The organism is Bacillus sp. B.PNR1, assembly GCF_030386235.1.
Taxonomy (GTDB): Bacteria; Bacillota; Bacilli; order Bacillales; family Bacillaceae; genus Bacillus; species Bacillus stercoris.
Genome location: NZ_JANYMN010000001.1, coordinates 872373 through 891220, shown reverse-complemented (window position 1 = coordinate 891220; position 18848 = coordinate 872373). Strand labels below are relative to the sequence as shown.

The following is an 18848-nucleotide window of genomic DNA, read 5'->3' as shown; positions in this document are numbered from 1 at the left end:
TTTCATGTCTCTTTTTTCATGATTTATCGTTTTTTTTTCGGTCTCGCATACCGAATGTAAACACCATCACACTTAGGAACAAGGCACAATAGGAAACATTCAAATACATTTGATCCATGTCTTCAGCGGCCAGATGATGATAAGCCAGCCAGCCGAAGTACAGGGAAAATGTAAAGGATAATAAACTGAAATACTGGTAAACCTGTTTCATTTTCAGTCACCTCTATTGTTTAGGATGGTAATAGGAAAATTCAATTTCATCATTTTCTAAATTTATTTTATCCGCTTTGACATACATACCATTCGTTAAAGGCATTTCTGACAAACGCACTTCAATGCTTTTATCTCCGGGATGAACGTGGACAAATGACGGCAATTCATAAAAGCTGTCCATATAATTTAACACAAAGCTAATCGGTATACTCAATTTCCCTAACGAAAATTTCGTAACATTCAACTCTACATCACCGTTTTTTTTCACGGTCGGTTCAAAAGCGATAAAAGCATCAATAGACGTAGAAAATGCCATGATTTTCCCTGCGACATGAACATCATCATCAATCTCTACTTTATAATCAAGCTTGTTTGATGCCTTGTCGTTTAAATATGAGTTAACAAACGCAGCTAATGATTCTTTTGTGCTTGTCACTTGAAATCCATACTCGCTCTCAGATGAATCCTTCACCTGAGCTTGCTCTCCCGGGAGCAAAACAAGTGTTACAAACCCGGCAGCGAGGATAAAATTGATTGCAAGCAATATAAAAAACAGTCGTTTCCACTTATTCATGCTGTCACCCTACTCTTTCGGTAATCCTTCTTTTTTTATGGATTGATAGACGCGCTTCGCAATTAGAGAATAACCCGTACCATTAGGATGAAAATCATCTTCCTCAGAAATTCGGCTGCTGTCACTTTTTTTGTTGAACAAATCTTCGATATAAATGATTTTCGCATGCTTATCCTTTTTCAGCTCTTTTTCAGCAATATGGTTCCAATCCGTGACAACACCGTTTATTTCATTTAGTTCAGATAATGTAAACGTAAACGGATTGTACATGCTGACATAAATCAGCTCAGCGTGATCATTCAGCTTGCGAATTTCAGAAATGATTTTTTCAAAGCGCTTTTCGTACGGTTTTTCCGCTTCCTGAAACGGTTCAACGGTTAATTGCAGGAAGTTTTGGCGAAGGACTTTCATCAAATCATTACCACCAATTGTAAAAAAGACATAATCTGCGTCCTTTATGCCTTTTTGAACCTTTTTATCTTTTAGTTTTTCTAATAAATCATCCGAACGGTTCCCTTTTACGGCATAATTTTTCACGTCAACCGTTTTGACTTGTTTATCTGACCGGATAGAATCCGCCACCTTGCCGACATATCCCTTTCCATCGGGATCTCCGACTCCTTCTGTCAGCGAATCTCCGACAGCCGCTATGACAATGTGCTCTTTCGTTTTCGTTTCATGATCTTTTTGTTTTCCCTCAGATGCTGTACGTATGCTCGTACAAGCAGTAAGAAGCAAAATCAAACCAGCCATGATTGAAAAAATGCGCAGCTTCAATCTTGTTGCTCCTTCCCATTCTACTAGTGGAAAGTGTATCATGTTTTAGAAGATTTGCAAATGCCTAGTCTTCTAGCTTACTTGAGTGTGCCTGCTGATTTTACATCGGCGATAATTTCATCGTACGGTGTATTTTCCACTCCATTATAATCTTTCAGCACCTTGCCGTTCGGGCCTACTAACCAAAAAGAAGATTGATGAATGACTTGGTCCTCTCCCTCAGGTTTCTTCACAATCGCCTTAAAGCTCTTAAGTGCGAACTCTTCAATCTCACTCTGGCTGTATCCGGTGAGAAAATCCCAGTTATCAAAAGATAATGGATAATTTGCGGCAAATTTCTTCAGCTGTTTCGGCTTATCGTTTTCTGGATCAACACTAAATGATACGATGCGGACATCTATATTCTCGGCTTTCAGTTTTTTTTGCAGATCGGTCATATGAGCAGTCATCGGCGGACATACAGTTTCACAATTAGTAAAAATAAAATCCGCCAGCCATACTTCTCCTTTTAAACTCTCTAATGAAACGTTCTTGCCATCTTGGTTTTGAAATGTAAAAGGCTCCACTTCGTAATTGAGCGGATTTTTAATCTGCTGTCCTCCACAGGCACACAAAAGCAGAAAAAACAGCCCAGCCATTAAACCTTTGATAACCTTCATGACATTCATCCTTTCAGCCAGCATAAAAACGCTTTCTAACCTGTCCTTACTGTCCCATATTTGTATTCGATACTGAGCAAAAAAAATCCTGCATGCCTCCCCATTAAACGATTACAAAGGAGAACATACAGGTAAAAAACGGCATGTTATGCGTTGTGCTTTAACACCTCTTGATGAAAAACAGCCTGATAATCTGCCCACTTCATCCGGCGCTTCATATAATGTCGGAAAGAATACACTTTTGTCCTGCTGTTTGATGAAAACACTTCTTTTAAGTAGAATTGCAAATGGTGATGTAACATAAAGAAATAGTGCTCATCTTCCTTTAATACAGGTATTTCTGTCACTTTCACCTGAATCCCGTCACCGCGTTTGAACTCTAGGCTTTTGAGTAACAAGCTATCAATCCTCTTTTTTTGTTTTTCTTCTATTATATATGATGCCAGCCTGGCTGTCTGTCATTTTGCGCGGTTGCGAAAAAAATTAGATCAGCAGATGGAATAAGTCTTCATCCTTATTGACCTCTACATAATGAAACGGTTTTTTGTTCATCCGTTCAATCAGCGGCCCATAATCGGCTTTGTTCTGCAGCTCGATGCCAACAAGAGCAGGTCCGTTGCTTTTGTTATTTTTCTTCGTATATTCAAACCTTGTAATGTCATCATTCGGCCCTAGGACTTCGTCAAGAAATTCACGGAGTGCCCCCGCTCTTTGCGGAAAGTTGACGATAAAATAATGCTGAAGACCTTCAAAAATCAAGGATCGCTCCTTCATTTCCTGCATTCTTCCTATATCATTATTTCCCCCGCTGACCACACACACCACATTTTTTCCTTTAATTTCATCCTTGTACAAATCAAGCGCTGAGACAGAAAGAGCTCCGGCCGGTTCAGCAACAATCGCACATTCGTTATACAATTCAAGAATGGATGTACATACTTTTCCTTCAGGGACAAGGAGAATGTCATCAACAACAGATTCCAGCGTCCGAAAGGTTTCCTCTCCAATTTTTTTAACTGCTGCCCCATCTACAAACTTATCAATTTTATCAAGTGTGACGACATGCCCAGATTTGTTTGATTCAAAATAGGATGCCGCTCCCGCCGGCTCAACAGCAATTACCTTTGTATCAGGAGACACATTTTTCAAATATGTACCTACCCCTGAGAGAAGACCGCCGCCTCCGACACTTGCAAAAAGAAAATGCGGTTCTGCATCAATGTCGTTTAAAATCTCGACTGCGAGCGTTCCTTGTCCGGCCATCACATCCGGATCATCGAACGGATGGATAAACGTCCGAGATTCCGCCTCACAGCACTCTACGGCACTTTTATACGCGTCATCAAACGTATCGCCTGTCAAAATAATATCGATAAATCCTTTTCCGAATAGTTCAACTTGAGATACTTTTTGTCTCGGTGTAGTAGACGGCATAAAAATTTTTCCGTGAATGCCAAGATGTTTACACGAGAATGCCACGCCTTGCGCGTGATTTCCGGCGCTTGCACACACCACTCCGTTTTCTGTCTGCTCGCTGGAAAGCTGTTTCATTTTATGATAAGCCCCTCTGAGCTTAAAAGATCTAACAACTTGCAAGTCTTCACGTTTTAAATAGATATTGCATTCATATCTCTCAGAAAGTCTGTCATTCCTCTGCAAAGGTGTGTGAATGACAACGTCCTTTACGTTTTGATGAGCCTTCAAAATGTCTTTCACTTGGATGAGAGAGTTTTCTTTCAACAACGGTTTCATGTACAGATTCCTTTCTTGTTTTAAATCCCTATTTAATATGCCATTATAACACGAATATTCAAAAAATAAGACAATTATTTTTATTTAATAATTAAAAAAATACAGACTATGTCCACCACATCTCGTGGAAACTTCTGTTTAACCATTATCCTGCAGACTCAAGAAAAAAGATGATCGTAAAATAAAAGGTGTTTTCAGCCAAAAGGCATGATATAATGAAACCAATTAGAACCAAAAGGAGCCAATTGATGAATAGCGCACCAAAACTCAATACCTTTCAACAACTAATCGGAGAACATCAAACTTTCCTGGAAGCAAAGCGAATCGCCAAGCAGTTCTCATTATCTGAGCTTCCTGTCTTAATAACAGGAAAAATCGGAACAGGCAAAAATCATTTCGCACATGCCATACACTTGGAATCTTCGAGAAGCAATGAACCGTTTATAAGCGTCAATTGCAGCACGCATTCTGAAGAAAGCCTTATGCATGAGCTTTTTGGTCCTAACGGAAACTCAGGTGCTTTTCACAAAACGGCACGAGGAACCCTTTTTCTTGATGAAGTATGGCGCATGCCGGCTTCTGTACAAGCTCAGCTGTTAAAAGCGTTTGATTCAGACATGGAGAAGCCGCGAATGATCTGTGCTTCTGCAGACGGATCCGTGGAACATTCCTTCAGGCAAGACTTATTTTACAGGCTGAACATTTTAACGCTCACACTGCCCGAATTATCCGAACGAAAAAGCGATATACCGCTTTTGACACAATATTTCCTCTCAAATTCCGGGCAGCAATTGTTAATCGACCCCTCTGTCTTTCCGGTGCTTGAGCAGCATACATTTGAAGGCAATGTCAGGGAATTAAAAAACGCTGCAGATTATATGGCGGCAGTATCAAGCGGGGGAACGATTCATCCACATGACCTGCCGCCATATATTAGAGGCGCGATAGACGGAAAAACCTCAAAGAAAAAAGCAAAGCTGCTGACTTTAATGGAAAAAGCTGAGTTTTTGTTTATTTTGGAAACAATAAAAGTATTGAATGAAAAAGGAGAACCTGCCAGCAGACGGATCATTTCTGAACACAGCAAAAATACCCAAACCTCGTTAACGCCACAGCAGGTCAGAAGCCGTCTCGACTATTTGGAGAAAAAAGACTATGTCACCAAAAGCCGCGGACGCGCCGGCACAAAAATTACCTTTGAGGGCTTGCGCTTTATAGAGACGTTAAAAAATCAAATGATTTAGCGATCGAAAGGAGAATGCACTTGTTTACAATGAAAGAAGAGATCGCCAATGCCATTACACACGGCATTGGTGTACTCTTATCCATCCCTGCTTTAGTGTTTTTAATCATATTCGCGGCTAATTACGGGTCTGCCTGGGACATTGTCAGCTTTACGATTTTCGGTGTCTCTATGCTGCTGTTATATTTGAGCTCTACACTGCTTCACAGTATCACACATAAAAAGACGAAGGACATTTTGGAGATTATCGATCATAGCGCGATTTACGTACTCATCGCAGGAACCTACACGCCTTTTTTACTCGGACCGCTGAAAGGCACACTCGGCTTTACCCTGCTGGTTATCGTATGGTCACTTGCCCTGGGTGGAATCGTCTTTAAAATTTTCTTCGTGAAACGCTTTATCCTACTGTCAACCATAGTGTACTTGATCATGGGCTGGCTGATGATTATTGCGGTTAAACCTTTATATGCTTCGCTGAGCGGAGTGGGATTTAGCCTTCTTTTTCTCGGCGGCATTCTATACTCTGTCGGAACCATCTTTTACATTTGGAAAAAGATCCCCTTCCATCACGCCATTTGGCATAGCTTCGTATTGGGCGGGAGCGCTGCTATGTTTTTCTGCGTGCTTTTCTATTGTGTAAAGGTACCGTTCCTTTCGTAACAAAAAAGCGCAGTCTTAACGACTGCGCTTTTTTATGCACGTAATTGTTTTTCATTGGCAGGTATATAAGCTTTTGAAAAGGACAATTCAATGTCGGCTGGTTTTAAGCGTTTAAAAAACGCCCCCTTTTGCAGGTGCTCTGTTCCTTTCGTTTCCACCATCACTAACGGAAGTTGATAGCGGGCTGCAAGTTCTACAGGATCAATAGAACCATCTAGTGAAAGAATCAAGCTTTGCCCCTTTTCCAGCTGTTTTGTCACATTTTCATATACCTTCTCTGAATGACCGTCTGAAATCACATCCATACGATCCAGCCATTGCCCGATAAAAGGCAAGCGGAACACTTTTGGGTTGGCGATAAAGCCGGCCGGTTCCTCAATATATCCAGCAATTAAGGCCAGTTCAGCCAAGCGCAAACGAGAGTGCACATACAAAACAGGACCTTGTGGGATTGGCTCTGGCTGATGGATTGTCACAACTGAACCGGAGATGCCAATACAGCCTTCCAAAAATGCCTTTGGCTGTTCGTACACAAGAGTCATCTGTTTTTTATATGACAGACGAGGGTCGAGCATTGTTTGATTAAATAATTGTTTCATATTTTTCAACAGCATATACACAATATAAACCATTAGAAAGCTGTAGCGAACCAATTAAAATCCTCCCGCTTTAGAAGAATTCTTTTTTTCATACACGAGAAATTCGTAATCATACGGGTTTTTTTCGTCCTTGATCCCCTGCTCAGAAGAAACCAGTTCCCAATCGCCTTCATCAAATTCAGGAAAGTGACGGTCACCTTCAAACTCGTGATGAATTTTCGTCATATACAGTCTATCCGCATAAGGGAACAGGTCCGTATAGAGCTGAGCCCCTCCGATCACAAAGCATTCTTCAGAGCCTGAACAAATATCCAGTACATCCTGTAACGAACTGACAACCGTGCATCCCGGAAATTCTAAAGCCGGCGCTGATGTGACGACAATATTTTTCCGATTTGGAAGCGGACGTCCGATCGATTCAAATGTTTTCCTGCCCATAATGATTGAATGGCCCGATGTTACTTTCTTAAAGTATGCAAGATCATTGGGCAAATGCCACGGCAAATCATTGTCTTTGCCGATAAGCCTGTTGGCATCCATCGCAAAAATAAATGAAATCATATGCTGACCGCCCCTTTTTGCTCTAAAACATGTCTGCATAAATCCTTATATTGTTTCATTTTTTTCATCCTTTAAAAGTAGTCTTCTTGTAGTGTAACACAATAAAAAATCATTTCTGAACCCAGAAATGATTTTTTTATAGTCAGCTGACGACAGGCTTTTCATCCTGTTCTTTTTCTTCATCTTGCAGATCCTGATGCGTATGCGCAATTCTGCTCGCCGCTGCTGCAGCAAGAGCTGCCACAATATCATCCAAAAAGGTGTGAATACCGTCTGGACTTTCATCAAGTTCCTTAATAATACCAATCTTCTCTTTATCCAAATAACCGAAATTGGTCAAGCCGATCGATCCATACACATTAACGATTGAAAGCGGGATGATTTCATCTATGCCGTAAAGCGGTTCATCTGTTTCAACAAGATGCTGCAACGGTTCGGGGAGAAGCTTTTGTTCTGCAAGCTGATCGAGTGCAAGTCCTGTCAAAACAGCATGAATAATTTCACGTTTGTTCAAGACTTTTTCTACATTCTCCATGCAAACACTGAGCGGCAGGTTTGGATTGTATTTTTCCTGAAGTTTTTGAACAATGCGTGCAATATCTTCTATCATAACGCCCCGTTTATTCAGCATATCTTTTGTTATATTAACCATTTCATTCATTGTGTACTTTTTCATGTCTAATGGCATCTCCTTTAAGCACTCATCCAGTTGGGAGGCGTGTTGCGGTCCCAGTAAATGCTCCCAAGCTCATGATGTGATTGAAATCCATCTTCTGCTGTATGATAATGAAAATTAAACCAGTAGCCGTCATGAGGCGGATGGTCTCTGCGCACATGGAATCTCAGAAGATCTTCTCCAGTTGTCCGATTGTAGACGTTGAATATTTTTTCCGTTTTGCCTGCTGAAGGCATGCTTGAGATCACAACATCTTGGTACGCTTCATCATCTTGCAATGTCGCTAAATAATCACTAATCACATTTTCGATTTTTGGCAGGATCTCTTTCCGATAATCATCTTCAATGACCGGAGCGATTCTGCTGCCGAATTTTAAAAAGGACTGATCCTCAGCGCTGTCAAGGAGCTGTTCCTTGTACGATTGAAAAAGCAGTTCAGGATCTCGCCTGTCATCCGACTCATCATCGTACAGGTCATGCTCATCATAAAAAGCGGTGTAATCATTCTGCTCAAGACTGCTCGGCTGTCCGGAAGGCTTGTCCGCCATAAGAGCAGCCGGAGGAGATACGAGCCCGAACGTCACAATGGTAAATAAAACCACTAGGGTCTTTCTCATCCACAATTTCATGACTGCTTATTCCTCTCTATTTTATTGTCATGTTTCTCTTATTTTAGCACAACCAAAACATTCAAGTCATGTACTATATGAAACTGATACACAAATTAGGAGATTCGTTGCTATGCACTTTGTGTAAAAACGCTTACAATATTCTGTGAAAGGAGGCTTTCCGCATGATTGACGCTCTGTTTGCCACAGTTTCACTCTTAACATTGTTATACTTTGTCGTCATGGAAGTCACCGATTAACAGAAAATCCCGTGGTATGAATCACGGGATTTCTTTACTTGCCTGAATGACACCATAATGGAACAGTGCTGTTTTTCTTTTTATGACATGAAAACCAAACTGTTCAAACCGCGGGCTTTTCCAATGGTCTTTTAGCACAACACTTTTTCTGGCAATGCGTACCGCTTCCTTGATACACTCTTCGTGCAAAACGGAATCCTCAGCCAAATCGCGTAAAGGCGCAATACCGTCAGAGGTCTCTACAGGTTCATGAAACATTGGATCGAAGTAAACCACATCAACAGAGCCGTCAGGAAGCTGCTTGATGTATTCTAAGCAATCACCATTCTTCACCTGAATTCTTCTCATCGCTGCTTGAAGCTCTTCTATACCTGTTTCCCATGAATGCAGCCCCGTCCTCACTAAAACGGATACAAGATGGGTTTTTTCCACCCCAACCACAGAACCCGTTTCGCCTACCGCCATACTTGCGATAATGGCATCTGACCCCAGCCCGAGTGTGCAATCTAAAAACGTATCTCCTTCCGATAAACCGGCAGCCCGAAGCATCGGCTCTTGCTCGCCGCGTAAGAAGCGTTTGGCTCTGAACATCGCGGTATTCGGATGAAAAAAGAATTTGGCACCTTGTTTCGTAAATAGCTCAAATCGCTCTTTGCCGACCACAAGCAAATCACGTTCAGATGACTTCAGCAGGTTTTCAACCGTTTGTTTATTTCGGCCGCAGTATGGCATATTTAGCTCTTTAGATAGCTGCTTTGCAGTTTTTATGGTGTGTTCAGACGGTCTATAGCTTGTTGTTATCATCTTCTGTACTCCCAAAAAGAAAATGCCCGGAAAACGGGCATTTAGCAGTGTGCATCAAAGGCTGTAGTCAGATTTTTCATAATTTCTTCCATGTCGTGTCCTTCAATTTCATGACGCGGAATAAAATGTACAACTTCTTTGCCTTTCAAAAGAGCCATTGACGGTGAAGAAGGCTCTTGGCCAGTAAAATACTCACGCATTTTTGCAGTAGCTTCTTTATCTTGGCCCGCAAATACAGTCACCGTATTGTCAGGCGTTTTGTCATTCTGGAGAACTGCCTGTGTTGCTGCAGGACGTGCAAGGCCTGCGGCGCAGCCGCATACAGAGTTAACGACTACAAGAGTTGTGCCCTCTGCCTTTTCCATAAAGTTTTCTACTTCTTCCGCAGTTGTTAACTCTTCAAAACCTGCTCCAGTCAGCTCGCGGCGCATCGGTACGACAAGCTGACGCATGTATTCTTCATAAGCCATTGACATAAAAAAGCCCCCTCTAGTATCCTTCATCTGAAGTAAAGGATACTATAGAGAGGGCCGGATTTCAAATGTTCACGCCTTAAAATACAGAAGTAAGTGTCCTCACCTGCTAGATTTTCATGATACCGCCAGTGTTGGCACTTGTCACAAGCTTAGAATAACGTGCCAGGTAGCCGGTTTTCACTTTCGGTTCAAAACCTTTCCAGTTTGCTTTCCGTTTTTCCCACTCTTCTTCTGGCACTTGTACATCCAAGATGCGTTTTTCAATATCAACGATAATATGGTCTCCGTTTTCAACAAAGGCAAGCGGTCCGCCCTCAGCGGCCTCAGGGGATACGTGACCGATGGAGAGCCCACGGGAGGCTCCGGAAAAACGTCCGTCCGTAATCAATGCCACTTTTGGTCCGAGTCCCATTCCAACGATTTGAGATGTTGGCGCCAGCATTTCCGGCATGCCAGGTCCCCCTTTTGGCCCTTCGTATCTGATGATGACAACGTCGCCTTCGTTTACTTTTCGGTTGATAATGCCGTCAAGTGCCTCGTCCTGAGAATCGAATACGACAGCCGGCCCTTCGTGTCTTGTAATCCCATTCTGTACGCCGCCCGTTTTAATGATAGCGCCGTCCGGAGCCAGATTACCAAATAAAACAGCCAGACCGCCCTTTTCAGTAAATGGCTGATCCAATGGATGAATAACGTCATAATCCTTTATTTCATGTCCCGCAATGGTTTCTCCAAGAGTTTTTCCTGTAACAGTCAGCGCATCTAAATGAAGCGCTCCTTCTTTCTTTGAAAGCTCATTCAGAGCCGCTGACACGCCGCCCGCTTCATGAAGATCTTCAATAAACACATCCGAAGCAGGCGCCAGCTTGGCCAAGTGCGGCACGCGCTCAGCGACTTCGTTAATGCGTTCTAAAGAGTATTCAACGCCGGCTTCGTTTGCAAGAGCAAGCGTATGAAGAACGGTATTTGTAGAACCTCCGAGCGCCATATCGAGTGCAAACGCGTTATCAATCGCTTTTACAGTAACGATATCACGCGGTTTGATATCTTTGCGAATCGTTTCCATTAATTGCGCAGCCGATTTTCTGACAAACTCTTTGCGTTCCGGAGATGTCGCCAGAATGGTTCCATTACCCGGCAAAGCAAGACCAAGTGCTTCTGACAGACAGTTCATTGAGTTCGCCGTAAACATGCCTGAGCAAGACCCGCACGTTGGGCATCCGAACTGCTCTAGTTCTTGAAGCTCGTTTTCATTGATTTTCCCTGCTTGGTAGGCGCCTACCCCTTCGAATACTGAGGAAAGGGAGATTTTTCGCCCGTCACTTGTTCTTCCTGCCGCCATCGGCCCGCCGCTGACAAAAATCGTCGGAATGTTGATGCGCATTACCGCCATAAGCATTCCCGGCGTGATTTTGTCGCAGTTCGGAATACAGACCATTCCGTCAAACCAGTGTGCGGATACAACCGTTTCCACAGAGTCAGCGATGATTTCACGGCTTGGCAGCGAATATCTCATACCAATATGCCCCATCGCGATGCCATCATCTACTCCAATGGTATTAAATTCAAATGGCACGCCTCCTGCTTCTCTGATTGCTTCTTTTACAATTTTTCCAAATTCCTGCAAGTGAACATGACCGGGAACGATATCAATGTATGAATTACACACCGCGATAAACGGCTTGCCGAAATCCTCTTCTTTTACACCAGCTGCACGAAGCAAACTGCGGTGCGGAGCTCTATCGATTCCTTGTGTGATCATGTTACTGCGTAATTCTGCCATGGTGATCCCCCTAAATTCTTTCAATTGTTAGATTGGATTTTATTTTAACAATTTTCAGTTTATTTATGGACTGTTTTTGCGAAAAAGATAATTTCAGGCCGCCCTCGCCTTGGTTTGTTCTTTTGTGTTTTTATATTTATATAGCTTTCTGTCGATTTGAACCCTCCAACTATTAATATTGTTACTTACTATAAATAGTTTTCGAATATTTTTCAACAATATTCGAAATAATTTTTATAAAAAGTGAATTCACATAAAAAAGGTGCATGATCTGCACCTTTTTCACCTCTATTCACCTTTTTTTCTGCTCTCTGTCATTTGTTTCCAAACAGACCCTTTTGCTTCTTCTCCATGTTCAATACGCTCAAGCGCCATTTTCACTTGAAGGCTGACCTCAAATTCGGGATCATCTTCGGCAGCGCGCAAAGCTTCAATTGCACTTTCATCGCCGACTTCGTACAGGAACATAGCCGCACGCCAACGAACAAGCTTGCTGGAGTCGCTTAACGACTTGATCATAGCAGGAATGGCTTGAGGATCGCCGATATCAGACAGGCAGTCTCCGGCCGTTCTTCTGACTGAGACCGCTTTGTCCTCAAGTGCTTTATACAATAGAGGAAGAACATCAGGTGTTTCAATCATTCCTAAGTACACAACAGCCTGTCTTCTGATGGACACCTTTGGATCATCCAATGCCTTCTGTAAAACCGGGATATCCTCTTCTTTTGGATCCATCTGTTCCAGATGCGCATAACGCTTTTTCCAGTCCTCATCATCAAGCATGTCGAGCGTTACTTTATACGCTTTGCGCTGTACTGCTTGTTTTGCTTCGCTCTTTCCTTGAGCAGCTGCTTCTGTCAGTCGTTTCAGCCGTTCATCACTGTATGCCGCCTGAAGCTCTTCTGTCACGTCATGGCCGATTTCATTAAAGTCGCCGAATCTGACACCTTGTTCTTTCCAGGCCCGTTCAAATACAACATTTGAAGCCTCAGATCTGAGTTTTAAGATCGCCTGCTGAAAGCGCTCAGGTAAGCCGAAGCGCTCTTCCCGCTCCCCATCCGTCAATTTAACTTGCATAGGAATGCCGCTGAACATCTGCACAAAAACTTTTACCTCTCCAAAAGATTCTTGTTCAGAGCGGTTTTCTTCTGCGCTTTCAGCACTTTCCATCCCAAATGCAGTGCGGACTTGCGGTAAAATGTCTTTCCAGTCGTATCTTGCATTCCGTTCAACAGCTAGAAAATCTGCGACGTGATATACCCCTTTAACTCCATCTATTTTAAGGATTTCCGCTATAACGGGCGGTGCGCCTTCTGCTTGCTCAGGTTTATAGTTATTGCTTTTGCCCGCCGGAAGCTCTTCCGTTAAGATGACTTTCATTGTATTCGGGCTTGGTGTAGGTTCAATTGATTTTATCTTCATGATCGTCCTCCTATAGCATATCTGTGACTTATTCTATCACAGTCGTTCCAAGCCTTCTATTACGACGTTTTGGCATCAATCCCGGGTATGTCTTTTTCTAATTGGCGGACAAACTGAAGCATAAAATCGTGTCTTTCTTCTGCCAGTTCCCGTGCAGTGTCTGTATTCATCATATCTTTCAGCCGCAGCAGCTTATGAAAAAAATGAGCGTAGGCGCTTTGATCATCTCCATATAGGCCATACCCTTTTGCGCCCGCAAACATGAAAGCTCTCGCAATGCCGACAGCACCAATCGCATCAAGTCTGTCAGCATCCTGTACAGCTTTTCCTTCAATTGAGAGCGGCTCCTTCGCCAATTTCCCCCTGTCCCGAAAGGACATCCTTGTTATAATATGAATCACTCTGTCAGCAGCCTCTTTTCCTACCCCGAAAAAAACGAGCTGATCATACACTTCGCTCACAGAAAGCCTGACCGTGTCAGGCAGCTTCACATCAATTAAATCATGAACCAAAGCCGCCGTTTCAACAATGAACAAATCCGCTTTTTCCTTTTCTCCAATATACACAGCAAGATCTGCAACTCTTGATACATGATGATAATCATGTCCAGAGCTTTCGCCAGTCAGGATAGATTGAACCCATGTCCTGATTTGCTCTGCCTGCTTCAATTTCTTCACAAAAACACCCTCTTCATTGCCCTAATAGCTTCACGATAGCATCTTCCAGCTCTTTCGGATTTGTATTTGGTGAATAACGGCCAACGATTTCTCCATTTCTATCCACTATAAATTTCGTGAAATTCCACTTAATTGCCTTAGTTCCCAGCATTCCTTTTGCATGCTCTGTCAAATACACAAACAGCGGATGGGCGTTTTTTCCGTTTACATCCACTTTTGAAAACATGGGAAACGTAACACCGTAATTTGTTTCGCAAAATTCCTGTATGTCAGCCTCTTCTCCAGGCTCTTGGTTCATAAATTGATTGCAGGGGAACCCTAAGATCTCAAGCCCCTCCTGCTGATATGTATCATATAATTCCTGCAGCTGCTTCAATTGGGGAGTAAAACCGCACCTGCTTGCAGTATTCACGATCATCAGTACCTTTCCCGTGAAAGGCTGAAGTGTCATGTCTTTCCCTGTTATTGTACGTACCTTCATATGATATATAGACATGTAATTCCCTCCTATGTCCCTGGTGAATATTTTATCTTTTTTAAATTTCAATTCAAAATGTAAACATCAATTAAGAAACTTGACGACATGAGCAGTCGTTTATTTTCAATTCATAGGGTTCGTTTTTATCTTATCATTCTATAAAACATTTCAATTCCCTCCGACATCATGGAAAATCATTTTCTGTGAAACCAAAAGATGTGTCAGTGCGTTTTATATAAAGAGTTTTCTGTTGTTTCCCCCCTCAACACGTATAGATAGATTGAAAATTGGCGTGAAAATTCCTATAATGAAGAAAATTAAACGGGGAAATAATGGAGGTGGCACGTTGCCTATTAATATACCAACACACCTGCCGGCAAAACAGGTGCTTGAAAGTGAACATATATTTGTAATGGATGAAAGCAGAGCATTTCATCAGGATATCCGGCCGCAAAAAATTATTATCTTAAATTTGATGCCGAAAAAAATCCAAACAGAGACTCAGCTTCTCAGATTGCTTGGAAATTCGCCTTTACAGGTTCATTTCACATTTTTAATCCCAAGCACACACACGCCGAAAAACACTGCAAGAGAACACCTTGACGAATTTTACACGACTTTTTCCAATATCCGTCACAAGAAGTTTGACGGAATGATTATCACCGGTGCGCCGATCGAGCATTTGGCGTTTGAAGAGGTTTCATATTGGGAAGAGCTCAAGGAAATCATGGAGTGGAGCAAAACAAATGTTACTTCAACCATGCATATTTGCTGGGGCGCTCAAGCAGGTTTGTATTACCATTATGGTGTGGAAAAAATTCAAATGCCGAAAAAAATCTTCGGTGTGTTCGAGCATACCGTTCTTTCAAAACATGAAAGATTAGTAAGAGGTTTTGACGAGCTATACTACGTGCCGCATTCCCGGCATACAGATATAAATATGGAACAGCTTCAAGCAGTGTCCGAGTTAAACATTCTTACCGCATCAAAGGAAGCCGGGGTTTGCTTAATTGTGTCTAAAGACGAAAAACAAGTCTTTTTGACAGGGCACCCAGAATATGATACAAATACGCTTCTTCAAGAGTATGAAAGAGATTTGGAACGAAACCTTTCTACTGTCGAGGCGCCTAAACATTATTTTGCAAAAGGCAGCAACGAGCCAGTGAATCGCTGGAAAGCGCATGCCACATTATTGTTTATGAACTGGCTGAATTATTACGTTTACCAAGAAACTCCTTATGAATGGGACTAATTTTTCTTATTTTAGTGATACGCTGAGCAAAAAATATGATAAAATACATCTGATTCAGTCTGCCTATAACAAAAATTTAAAATACTGGAATCCAAATCATTTAAAATTAGCTTAACTTTTTCACTGCATTAATAATTCGATTATGTATTTGTGTTATGTTTATGTATAGACAATAACTCCTTACGATGCATGAAGCTTGCTTGTTGTTGATTACATTGAGGTGAATTTACTTGAATACCAATAAAAGAGTATTAATTTTGACTGCAAATTACGGAAATGGACATGTGCAGGTAGCCAAAACACTTTATGAACAATGTGTAAGGCTCGGCTTTCAGCATGTAACAGTTTCTAATTTGTACCAAGAGTCAAATCCGATTGTTTCAGAGGTAACTCAATACCTTTATTTAAAAAGCTTCTCAATCGGGAAACAGTTTTATCGTTTGTTTTATTACGGAGTTGACAAAATCTATAATAAACGCAAATTCAATATTTACTTTAAAATGGGTAATAAAAGATTGGGTGAACTTGTTGATGAACATCAGCCCGATATTATTATTAATACATTTCCGATGATTGTCGTGCCGGAGTACAGACGCCGAACAGGAAGAGTCATTCCTACCTTCAATGTTATGACTGATTTTTGCCTTCATAAAATTTGGGTTCACGAGAACGTGGATAAATATTATGTGGCGACAGATTACGTGAAGGAAAAACTGCTGGAGATCGGCACTCATCCAAGCAACGTAAAAATCACAGGAATTCCAATCAGGCCGCAATTTGAAGAATCCATGCCGGTTGGACCGATATATAAAAAGTACAATCTTTCGCCAGACAAAAAAGTGCTTCTGATCATGGCAGGTGCCCACGGTGTATTAAAGAACGTAAAAGAGCTGTGCGAAAACCTTGTCAAAGATGAGCAAGTGCAAGTGGTTGTCGTGTGCGGGAAAAATACGGCTTTAAAAGAATCTTTGAGTCCGCTTGAGGCGGAAAACGGTGACAAATTAAAAGTTCTGGGCTATGTGGAGCGCATTGATGAGCTATTCCGGGTCACAGATTGCATGATTACCAAACCAGGCGGCATTACTTTGACTGAAGCAACTGCCATTGGTGTGCCTGTCATTCTGTACAAACCTGTGCCTGGCCAGGAAAAAGAAAATGCAAACTTCTTTGAAGACCGCGGAGCTGCCATCGTCGTGAACCGACATGAGGAGATCCTCGAGTCAGTCACTTCCCTTCTTGCAGATGAAGATACCTTGCAGCGCATGAAGAAAAACATTAAGGGCCTTCATTTAGCAAACTCCTCTGAAGTCATTTTAGAGGATATCCTGAGAGAATCAGAAATGATGACAGCCAAACAAAAAACCAAAGCGCTATCTTAATGGCGTACTTGAGAGCATACGAAAACCGTGTGCTCTTTTTATTTATATTCAGCCATTAATAAAAGCGGTTACATTTTTTTCGTGAAACTCACCTTCCTTTTCAAAAATAAGCCGATTCGCAACTTGACGGGTGCTCCCAGATGGTGTATAGTTGAACCATCATTTAACAATGAATCAAAGTTAAATGATGACAAAATTTTTTTTAGCACATGGGTGCTACAGTACTAGGAGGAATTAAGCAATATGCAAAACGGTAAAGTAAAATGGTTCAACAACGAAAAAGGATTCGGCTTCATTGAAGTTGAAGGCGGAGACGATGTATTTGTTCACTTCACAGCTATCGAAGGAGAAGGATACAAATCATTAGAAGAAGGACAAGAAGTTTCTTTTGAAATTGTCGAAGGTAATCGTGGACCTCAAGCTTCTAATGTTGTAAAACTCTAAACTCAATACATTATGATGAGATGACAAATAGAGGAGAGGCATTCGCCTCTCCTATTTGATTTTCATCTGGATTTCAATCGCCAAAATGTTTTGTTTACACCTCTGTTCAATCTCTTCAACATACTTTTCCATTGACGGTTTTCCTTTTTTCGCGATATCCGCCAGTTCTTCTAAATCACTGTATATTTCTATAAATGTTTTGTGAAGGATCGACTTCAAATCTTTATCATCCATAGCTGCGTTCCCCTTCTCTATCAAGATACCTCAAATAGTAAAACAGTCCTATTATTTCTGGTTCAATAGTTATATCGGCTTATTTTTATTTTATTTTCTATTTTGGTACATAAATTTCAAAAAAACTCTGCAAAATAATTGTGGAGGTGTTTTTGTTGACTTCAAAATTCCATAATGAGGATCAGACTGGCTTTACGGATAAGCGGCAGCTGGAGCTAGCAGTGGAAACAGCGCAGAAAACAACAGGAGCCGCGACGAGAGGCCAAAGCAAAACATTAGTCGACTCAGCATACCAAGCCATTGAGGATGCTAGAGAACTGTCACACTCTGAAGAGCTGGCAGCTCTCGACGATCCTGAATTTGTAAAGCAGCAACAGCAGCTGCTGGATGACAGCGAGCATCAGCTCGATGAATTCAAAGAATAAAAACCGCAGCTTCTGCGGTTTTTATTTTTAGTGATTGGTTAAGACATCTCCGTATGCTTTCAATTTTTCACCAACCGTACATTTATTGATACAAAAAGAATGTGCATAAGTTTTGCCAAATTCTTTGCGAAATTGCTTCTTAATAAAACAGTCCTTGCAATATTCATCGTGCAGTTCTGTCAGTTCTTTAAAGATCATTTTCTTATCCAATATCGTCATCTCCGTTACGGTCTAATTTCGTGTGGCTTTCTACGAATTGATGGGATAGAATTTTTTTAGCGAGGCCGTCAGCTTCCTGGTTGTCTTTCCGCTGTATCGTTTCGTAGGTTGGAGTAAGCTTCAGTGATTCAAGGAGTGCTTCTATTTTGTCCAGCCATTCATTATGAGATGGATCATAGCAAGGCCAGCTGCCGTCAAGCTGATTCAATACGACAAGCGAGTCCCCTTTGATCGTAATTGAATTTCTGCTTGCCCCAAGCTCTCTTACTTCTCTTATTGCTTCATAAAGTGCCGCGTATTCAGCTTCATTATTGGTTTTCAGCCGGAAGCTTTTATTTTTTCTCAAACGATGCCGGACTCCTCCCAACGAATAATAGATAACAATCCCTAGACCCGCAAGTTCGCTCTCCTTATCGAAACTGCCATCAAAATAAACAGTGATGTTATCAGGCTCTTGAGCAAGCTCCTCGGTCAGCTTTTCCAATTCCTTCAGCGTCCAGCTGCCGCCTTTCTCGTCTTCGAACTCCAGCTCTTTCATGTATGGAAAACGTCCAAGCTCTCTGGCGAGCATACGTGCCTGCTGTGCTGTCAGCCAGTCTTCGCTGAAAAATGAGACGGATCCCGTTCCTTTTGCTTCTATTTTTAAATGCGGTCTGAGCTTCATTACGAT

At 41.8% G+C, this 18848-nt stretch carries 26 protein-coding genes; 7 read left to right on the top strand and 19 right to left on the bottom strand.

The window, feature by feature from the left end:
- Positions 1 to 16 precede the first annotated feature (16 nt).
- The 6 genes from ypmT to ilvA form a co-directional block, all read right to left on the bottom strand.
- A complete protein-coding gene (ypmT, locus tag NZD81_RS04975) occupies positions 17 to 211 on the bottom strand; it encodes a protein YpmT (RefSeq protein ID WP_282372418.1) in 195 nt (64 codons plus the stop codon).
- 12 nt (positions 212 to 223) lie between these two features.
- Complete coding sequence (locus NZD81_RS04970) at positions 224 to 787, bottom strand: YpmS family protein (protein ID WP_282372419.1); 564 nt, start codon at positions 785 to 787, stop codon at positions 224 to 226.
- Positions 788 to 796: 9 nt separating this feature from the next.
- Positions 797 to 1564: an SGNH/GDSL hydrolase family protein gene (locus NZD81_RS04965; protein WP_134975422.1), complete on the bottom strand. Its 768-nt coding sequence runs from the start codon at positions 1562 to 1564 to the stop codon at positions 797 to 799.
- A 77-nt stretch (positions 1565 to 1641) separates the two neighbouring features.
- On the bottom strand, positions 1642 to 2223 hold the full coding sequence (scuA, locus tag NZD81_RS04960; RefSeq protein ID WP_071578114.1) for a cytochrome c oxidase assembly accessory protein ScuA: 582 nt from the start codon (positions 2221 to 2223) through the stop codon (positions 1642 to 1644).
- A gap of 146 nt (positions 2224 to 2369) precedes the next feature.
- Entirely contained in the window at positions 2370 to 2621 is a 252-nt protein-coding gene (locus NZD81_RS04955; protein ID WP_014664326.1) for a YpmP family protein, read from the bottom strand.
- A gap of 85 nt (positions 2622 to 2706) precedes the next feature.
- Positions 2707 to 3975 (bottom strand): threonine ammonia-lyase IlvA, encoded by a 1269-nt coding sequence (gene ilvA, locus NZD81_RS04950; protein ID WP_040082842.1) that lies wholly within the window; start codon positions 3973 to 3975, stop codon positions 2707 to 2709.
- Positions 3976 to 4223: 248 nt separating this feature from the next.
- Between ilvA and NZD81_RS04945 the strand changes: the two genes are divergently transcribed.
- Both NZD81_RS04945 and trhA read left to right on the top strand, forming a co-directional pair.
- Positions 4224 to 5219, top strand: a complete 996-nt coding sequence (locus NZD81_RS04945) for a sigma 54-interacting transcriptional regulator (protein ID WP_014664328.1) — start codon at positions 4224 to 4226, stop codon at positions 5217 to 5219.
- A gap of 20 nt (positions 5220 to 5239) precedes the next feature.
- Complete coding sequence (gene trhA / locus NZD81_RS04940; RefSeq protein WP_172640318.1) at positions 5240 to 5881, top strand: PAQR family membrane homeostasis protein TrhA; 642 nt, start codon at positions 5240 to 5242, stop codon at positions 5879 to 5881.
- A gap of 32 nt (positions 5882 to 5913) precedes the next feature.
- On the opposite strand, the gene NZD81_RS04935 is transcribed toward trhA, so the two are convergent.
- The 10 genes from NZD81_RS04935 to NZD81_RS04890 all read right to left on the bottom strand — a co-directional run bounded on the left by NZD81_RS04935 (position 5914) and on the right by NZD81_RS04890 (position 14243).
- Complete coding sequence (locus NZD81_RS04935; protein ID WP_014664330.1) at positions 5914 to 6534, bottom strand: lysophospholipid acyltransferase family protein; 621 nt, start codon at positions 6532 to 6534, stop codon at positions 5914 to 5916.
- Complete coding sequence (gene dfrA / locus NZD81_RS04930) at positions 6535 to 7041, bottom strand: dihydrofolate reductase DfrA (protein ID WP_040082841.1); 507 nt, start codon at positions 7039 to 7041, stop codon at positions 6535 to 6537.
- Between the two features lie 142 nt (positions 7042 to 7183).
- The gene (locus tag NZD81_RS04925) at positions 7184 to 7717 is read right to left on the bottom strand and encodes a phosphatidylglycerophosphatase A family protein (protein ID WP_040082840.1); all 534 of its coding nucleotides are present in this window, start codon (positions 7715 to 7717) and stop codon (positions 7184 to 7186) included.
- Positions 7718 to 7734: 17 nt separating this feature from the next.
- Positions 7735 to 8346, bottom strand: coding sequence for a YpjP family protein (locus NZD81_RS04920; protein ID WP_009967559.1), 612 nt, complete (start codon positions 8344 to 8346; stop codon positions 7735 to 7737).
- 260 nt (positions 8347 to 8606) lie between these two features.
- Positions 8607 to 9389, bottom strand: a complete 783-nt coding sequence (locus tag NZD81_RS04915) for a class I SAM-dependent methyltransferase (protein WP_134975418.1) — start codon at positions 9387 to 9389, stop codon at positions 8607 to 8609.
- Between the two features lie 41 nt (positions 9390 to 9430).
- Positions 9431 to 9865: a bacilliredoxin BrxA gene (brxA, locus tag NZD81_RS04910; RefSeq protein ID WP_134975417.1), complete on the bottom strand. Its 435-nt coding sequence runs from the start codon at positions 9863 to 9865 to the stop codon at positions 9431 to 9433.
- 106 nt (positions 9866 to 9971) lie between these two features.
- On the bottom strand, positions 9972 to 11648 hold the full coding sequence (gene ilvD / locus NZD81_RS04905) for a dihydroxy-acid dehydratase (protein ID WP_289859679.1): 1677 nt from the start codon (positions 11646 to 11648) through the stop codon (positions 9972 to 9974).
- A gap of 288 nt (positions 11649 to 11936) precedes the next feature.
- Positions 11937 to 13070 carry a conserved virulence factor C family protein gene (locus NZD81_RS04900; RefSeq protein WP_069149754.1) on the bottom strand — a complete coding sequence of 378 codons (1134 nt, stop codon included), beginning with the start codon at positions 13068 to 13070 and terminating at the stop codon, positions 11937 to 11939.
- A 59-nt stretch (positions 13071 to 13129) separates the two neighbouring features.
- Positions 13130 to 13747, bottom strand: a complete 618-nt coding sequence (gene hdhQ, locus NZD81_RS04895; protein ID WP_134975416.1) for an Mn(2+)-dependent (deoxy)ribonucleoside pyrophosphohydrolase — start codon at positions 13745 to 13747, stop codon at positions 13130 to 13132.
- 13 nt (positions 13748 to 13760) lie between these two features.
- Positions 13761 to 14243: a glutathione peroxidase gene (locus NZD81_RS04890; RefSeq protein WP_040082835.1), complete on the bottom strand. Its 483-nt coding sequence runs from the start codon at positions 14241 to 14243 to the stop codon at positions 13761 to 13763.
- A gap of 328 nt (positions 14244 to 14571) precedes the next feature.
- Between NZD81_RS04890 and metA the strand changes: the two genes are divergently transcribed.
- The 4 genes from metA to cspD all read left to right on the top strand — a co-directional run bounded on the left by metA (position 14572) and on the right by cspD (position 17300).
- Positions 14572 to 15477, top strand: a complete 906-nt coding sequence (gene metA, locus NZD81_RS04885; RefSeq protein ID WP_014664339.1) for a homoserine O-acetyltransferase MetA — start codon at positions 14572 to 14574, stop codon at positions 15475 to 15477.
- Positions 15478 to 15707: 230 nt separating this feature from the next.
- Entirely contained in the window at positions 15708 to 16856 is a 1149-nt protein-coding gene (locus NZD81_RS04880) for a diglucosyl diacylglycerol synthase (RefSeq protein WP_134975415.1), read from the top strand.
- An 81-nt stretch (positions 16857 to 16937) separates the two neighbouring features.
- On the top strand, positions 16938 to 17084 hold the full coding sequence (locus NZD81_RS04875; protein ID WP_139236111.1) for a hypothetical protein: 147 nt from the start codon (positions 16938 to 16940) through the stop codon (positions 17082 to 17084).
- A 15-nt stretch (positions 17085 to 17099) separates the two neighbouring features.
- Positions 17100 to 17300: a cold-shock protein CspD gene (cspD, locus tag NZD81_RS04870; protein ID WP_003153604.1), complete on the top strand. Its 201-nt coding sequence runs from the start codon at positions 17100 to 17102 to the stop codon at positions 17298 to 17300.
- A 51-nt stretch (positions 17301 to 17351) separates the two neighbouring features.
- On the opposite strand, the gene degR is transcribed toward cspD, so the two are convergent.
- Positions 17352 to 17534, bottom strand: a complete 183-nt coding sequence (gene degR / locus NZD81_RS04865; protein WP_014664342.1) for a transcriptional regulator DegR — start codon at positions 17532 to 17534, stop codon at positions 17352 to 17354.
- 155 nt (positions 17535 to 17689) lie between these two features.
- Between degR and NZD81_RS04860 the strand changes: the two genes are divergently transcribed.
- The gene (locus NZD81_RS04860; RefSeq protein ID WP_040082832.1) at positions 17690 to 17959 is read left to right on the top strand and encodes a DUF2564 family protein; all 270 of its coding nucleotides are present in this window, start codon (positions 17690 to 17692) and stop codon (positions 17957 to 17959) included.
- A 27-nt stretch (positions 17960 to 17986) separates the two neighbouring features.
- Here NZD81_RS04860 and NZD81_RS04855 read toward each other — a convergent pair whose 3' ends face one another.
- Both NZD81_RS04855 and NZD81_RS04850 read right to left on the bottom strand, forming a co-directional pair.
- Positions 17987 to 18169 (bottom strand): zinc-finger domain-containing protein, encoded by a 183-nt coding sequence (locus NZD81_RS04855; RefSeq protein WP_004397944.1) that lies wholly within the window; start codon positions 18167 to 18169, stop codon positions 17987 to 17989.
- Entirely contained in the window at positions 18162 to 18842 is a 681-nt protein-coding gene (locus NZD81_RS04850; protein ID WP_040082831.1) for a ribonuclease H family protein, read from the bottom strand. The genes NZD81_RS04855 and NZD81_RS04850 overlap by 8 nt, the downstream gene beginning before the upstream one ends.
- Positions 18843 to 18848 lie beyond the last annotated feature (6 nt).

Coding starts and splice junctions, on each gene's coding strand:
- dfrA (WP_040082841.1), bottom strand. CDS start 7,041: ATGATTTCATTTATTTTTGCGATGGATGCCAACAGGCTTATCGGCAAA.
- brxA (WP_134975417.1), bottom strand. CDS start 9,865: ATGTCAATGGCTTATGAAGAATACATGCGTCAGCTTGTCGTACCGATG.
- scuA (WP_071578114.1), bottom strand. CDS start 2,223: ATGAAGGTTATCAAAGGTTTAATGGCTGGGCTGTTTTTTCTGCTTTTG.
- NZD81_RS04920 (WP_009967559.1), bottom strand. CDS start 8,346: ATGAAATTGTGGATGAGAAAGACCCTAGTGGTTTTATTTACCATTGTG.
- NZD81_RS04925 (WP_040082840.1), bottom strand. CDS start 7,717: ATGAAAAAGTACACAATGAATGAAATGGTTAATATAACAAAAGATATG.
- degR (WP_014664342.1), bottom strand. CDS start 17,534: ATGGATGATAAAGATTTGAAGTCGATCCTTCACAAAACATTTATAGAA.
- ilvA (WP_040082842.1), bottom strand. CDS start 3,975: ATGAAACCGTTGTTGAAAGAAAACTCTCTCATCCAAGTGAAAGACATT.
- ypmT (WP_282372418.1), bottom strand. CDS start 211: ATGAAACAGGTTTACCAGTATTTCAGTTTATTATCCTTTACATTTTCC.
- NZD81_RS04970 (WP_282372419.1), bottom strand. CDS start 787: ATGAATAAGTGGAAACGACTGTTTTTTATATTGCTTGCAATCAATTTT.
- ilvD (WP_289859679.1), bottom strand. CDS start 11,648: ATGGCAGAATTACGCAGTAACATGATCACACAAGGAATCGATAGAGCT.
- cspD (WP_003153604.1), top strand. CDS start 17,100: ATGCAAAACGGTAAAGTAAAATGGTTCAACAACGAAAAAGGATTCGGC.
- NZD81_RS04915 (WP_134975418.1), bottom strand. CDS start 9,389: ATGATAACAACAAGCTATAGACCGTCTGAACACACCATAAAAACTGCA.
- NZD81_RS04890 (WP_040082835.1), bottom strand. CDS start 14,243: ATGTCTATATATCATATGAAGGTACGTACAATAACAGGGAAAGACATG.
- NZD81_RS04945 (WP_014664328.1), top strand. CDS start 4,224: ATGAATAGCGCACCAAAACTCAATACCTTTCAACAACTAATCGGAGAA.
- NZD81_RS04850 (WP_040082831.1), bottom strand. CDS start 18,842: ATGAAGCTCAGACCGCATTTAAAAATAGAAGCAAAAGGAACGGGATCC.
- NZD81_RS04900 (WP_069149754.1), bottom strand. CDS start 13,070: ATGAAGATAAAATCAATTGAACCTACACCAAGCCCGAATACAATGAAA.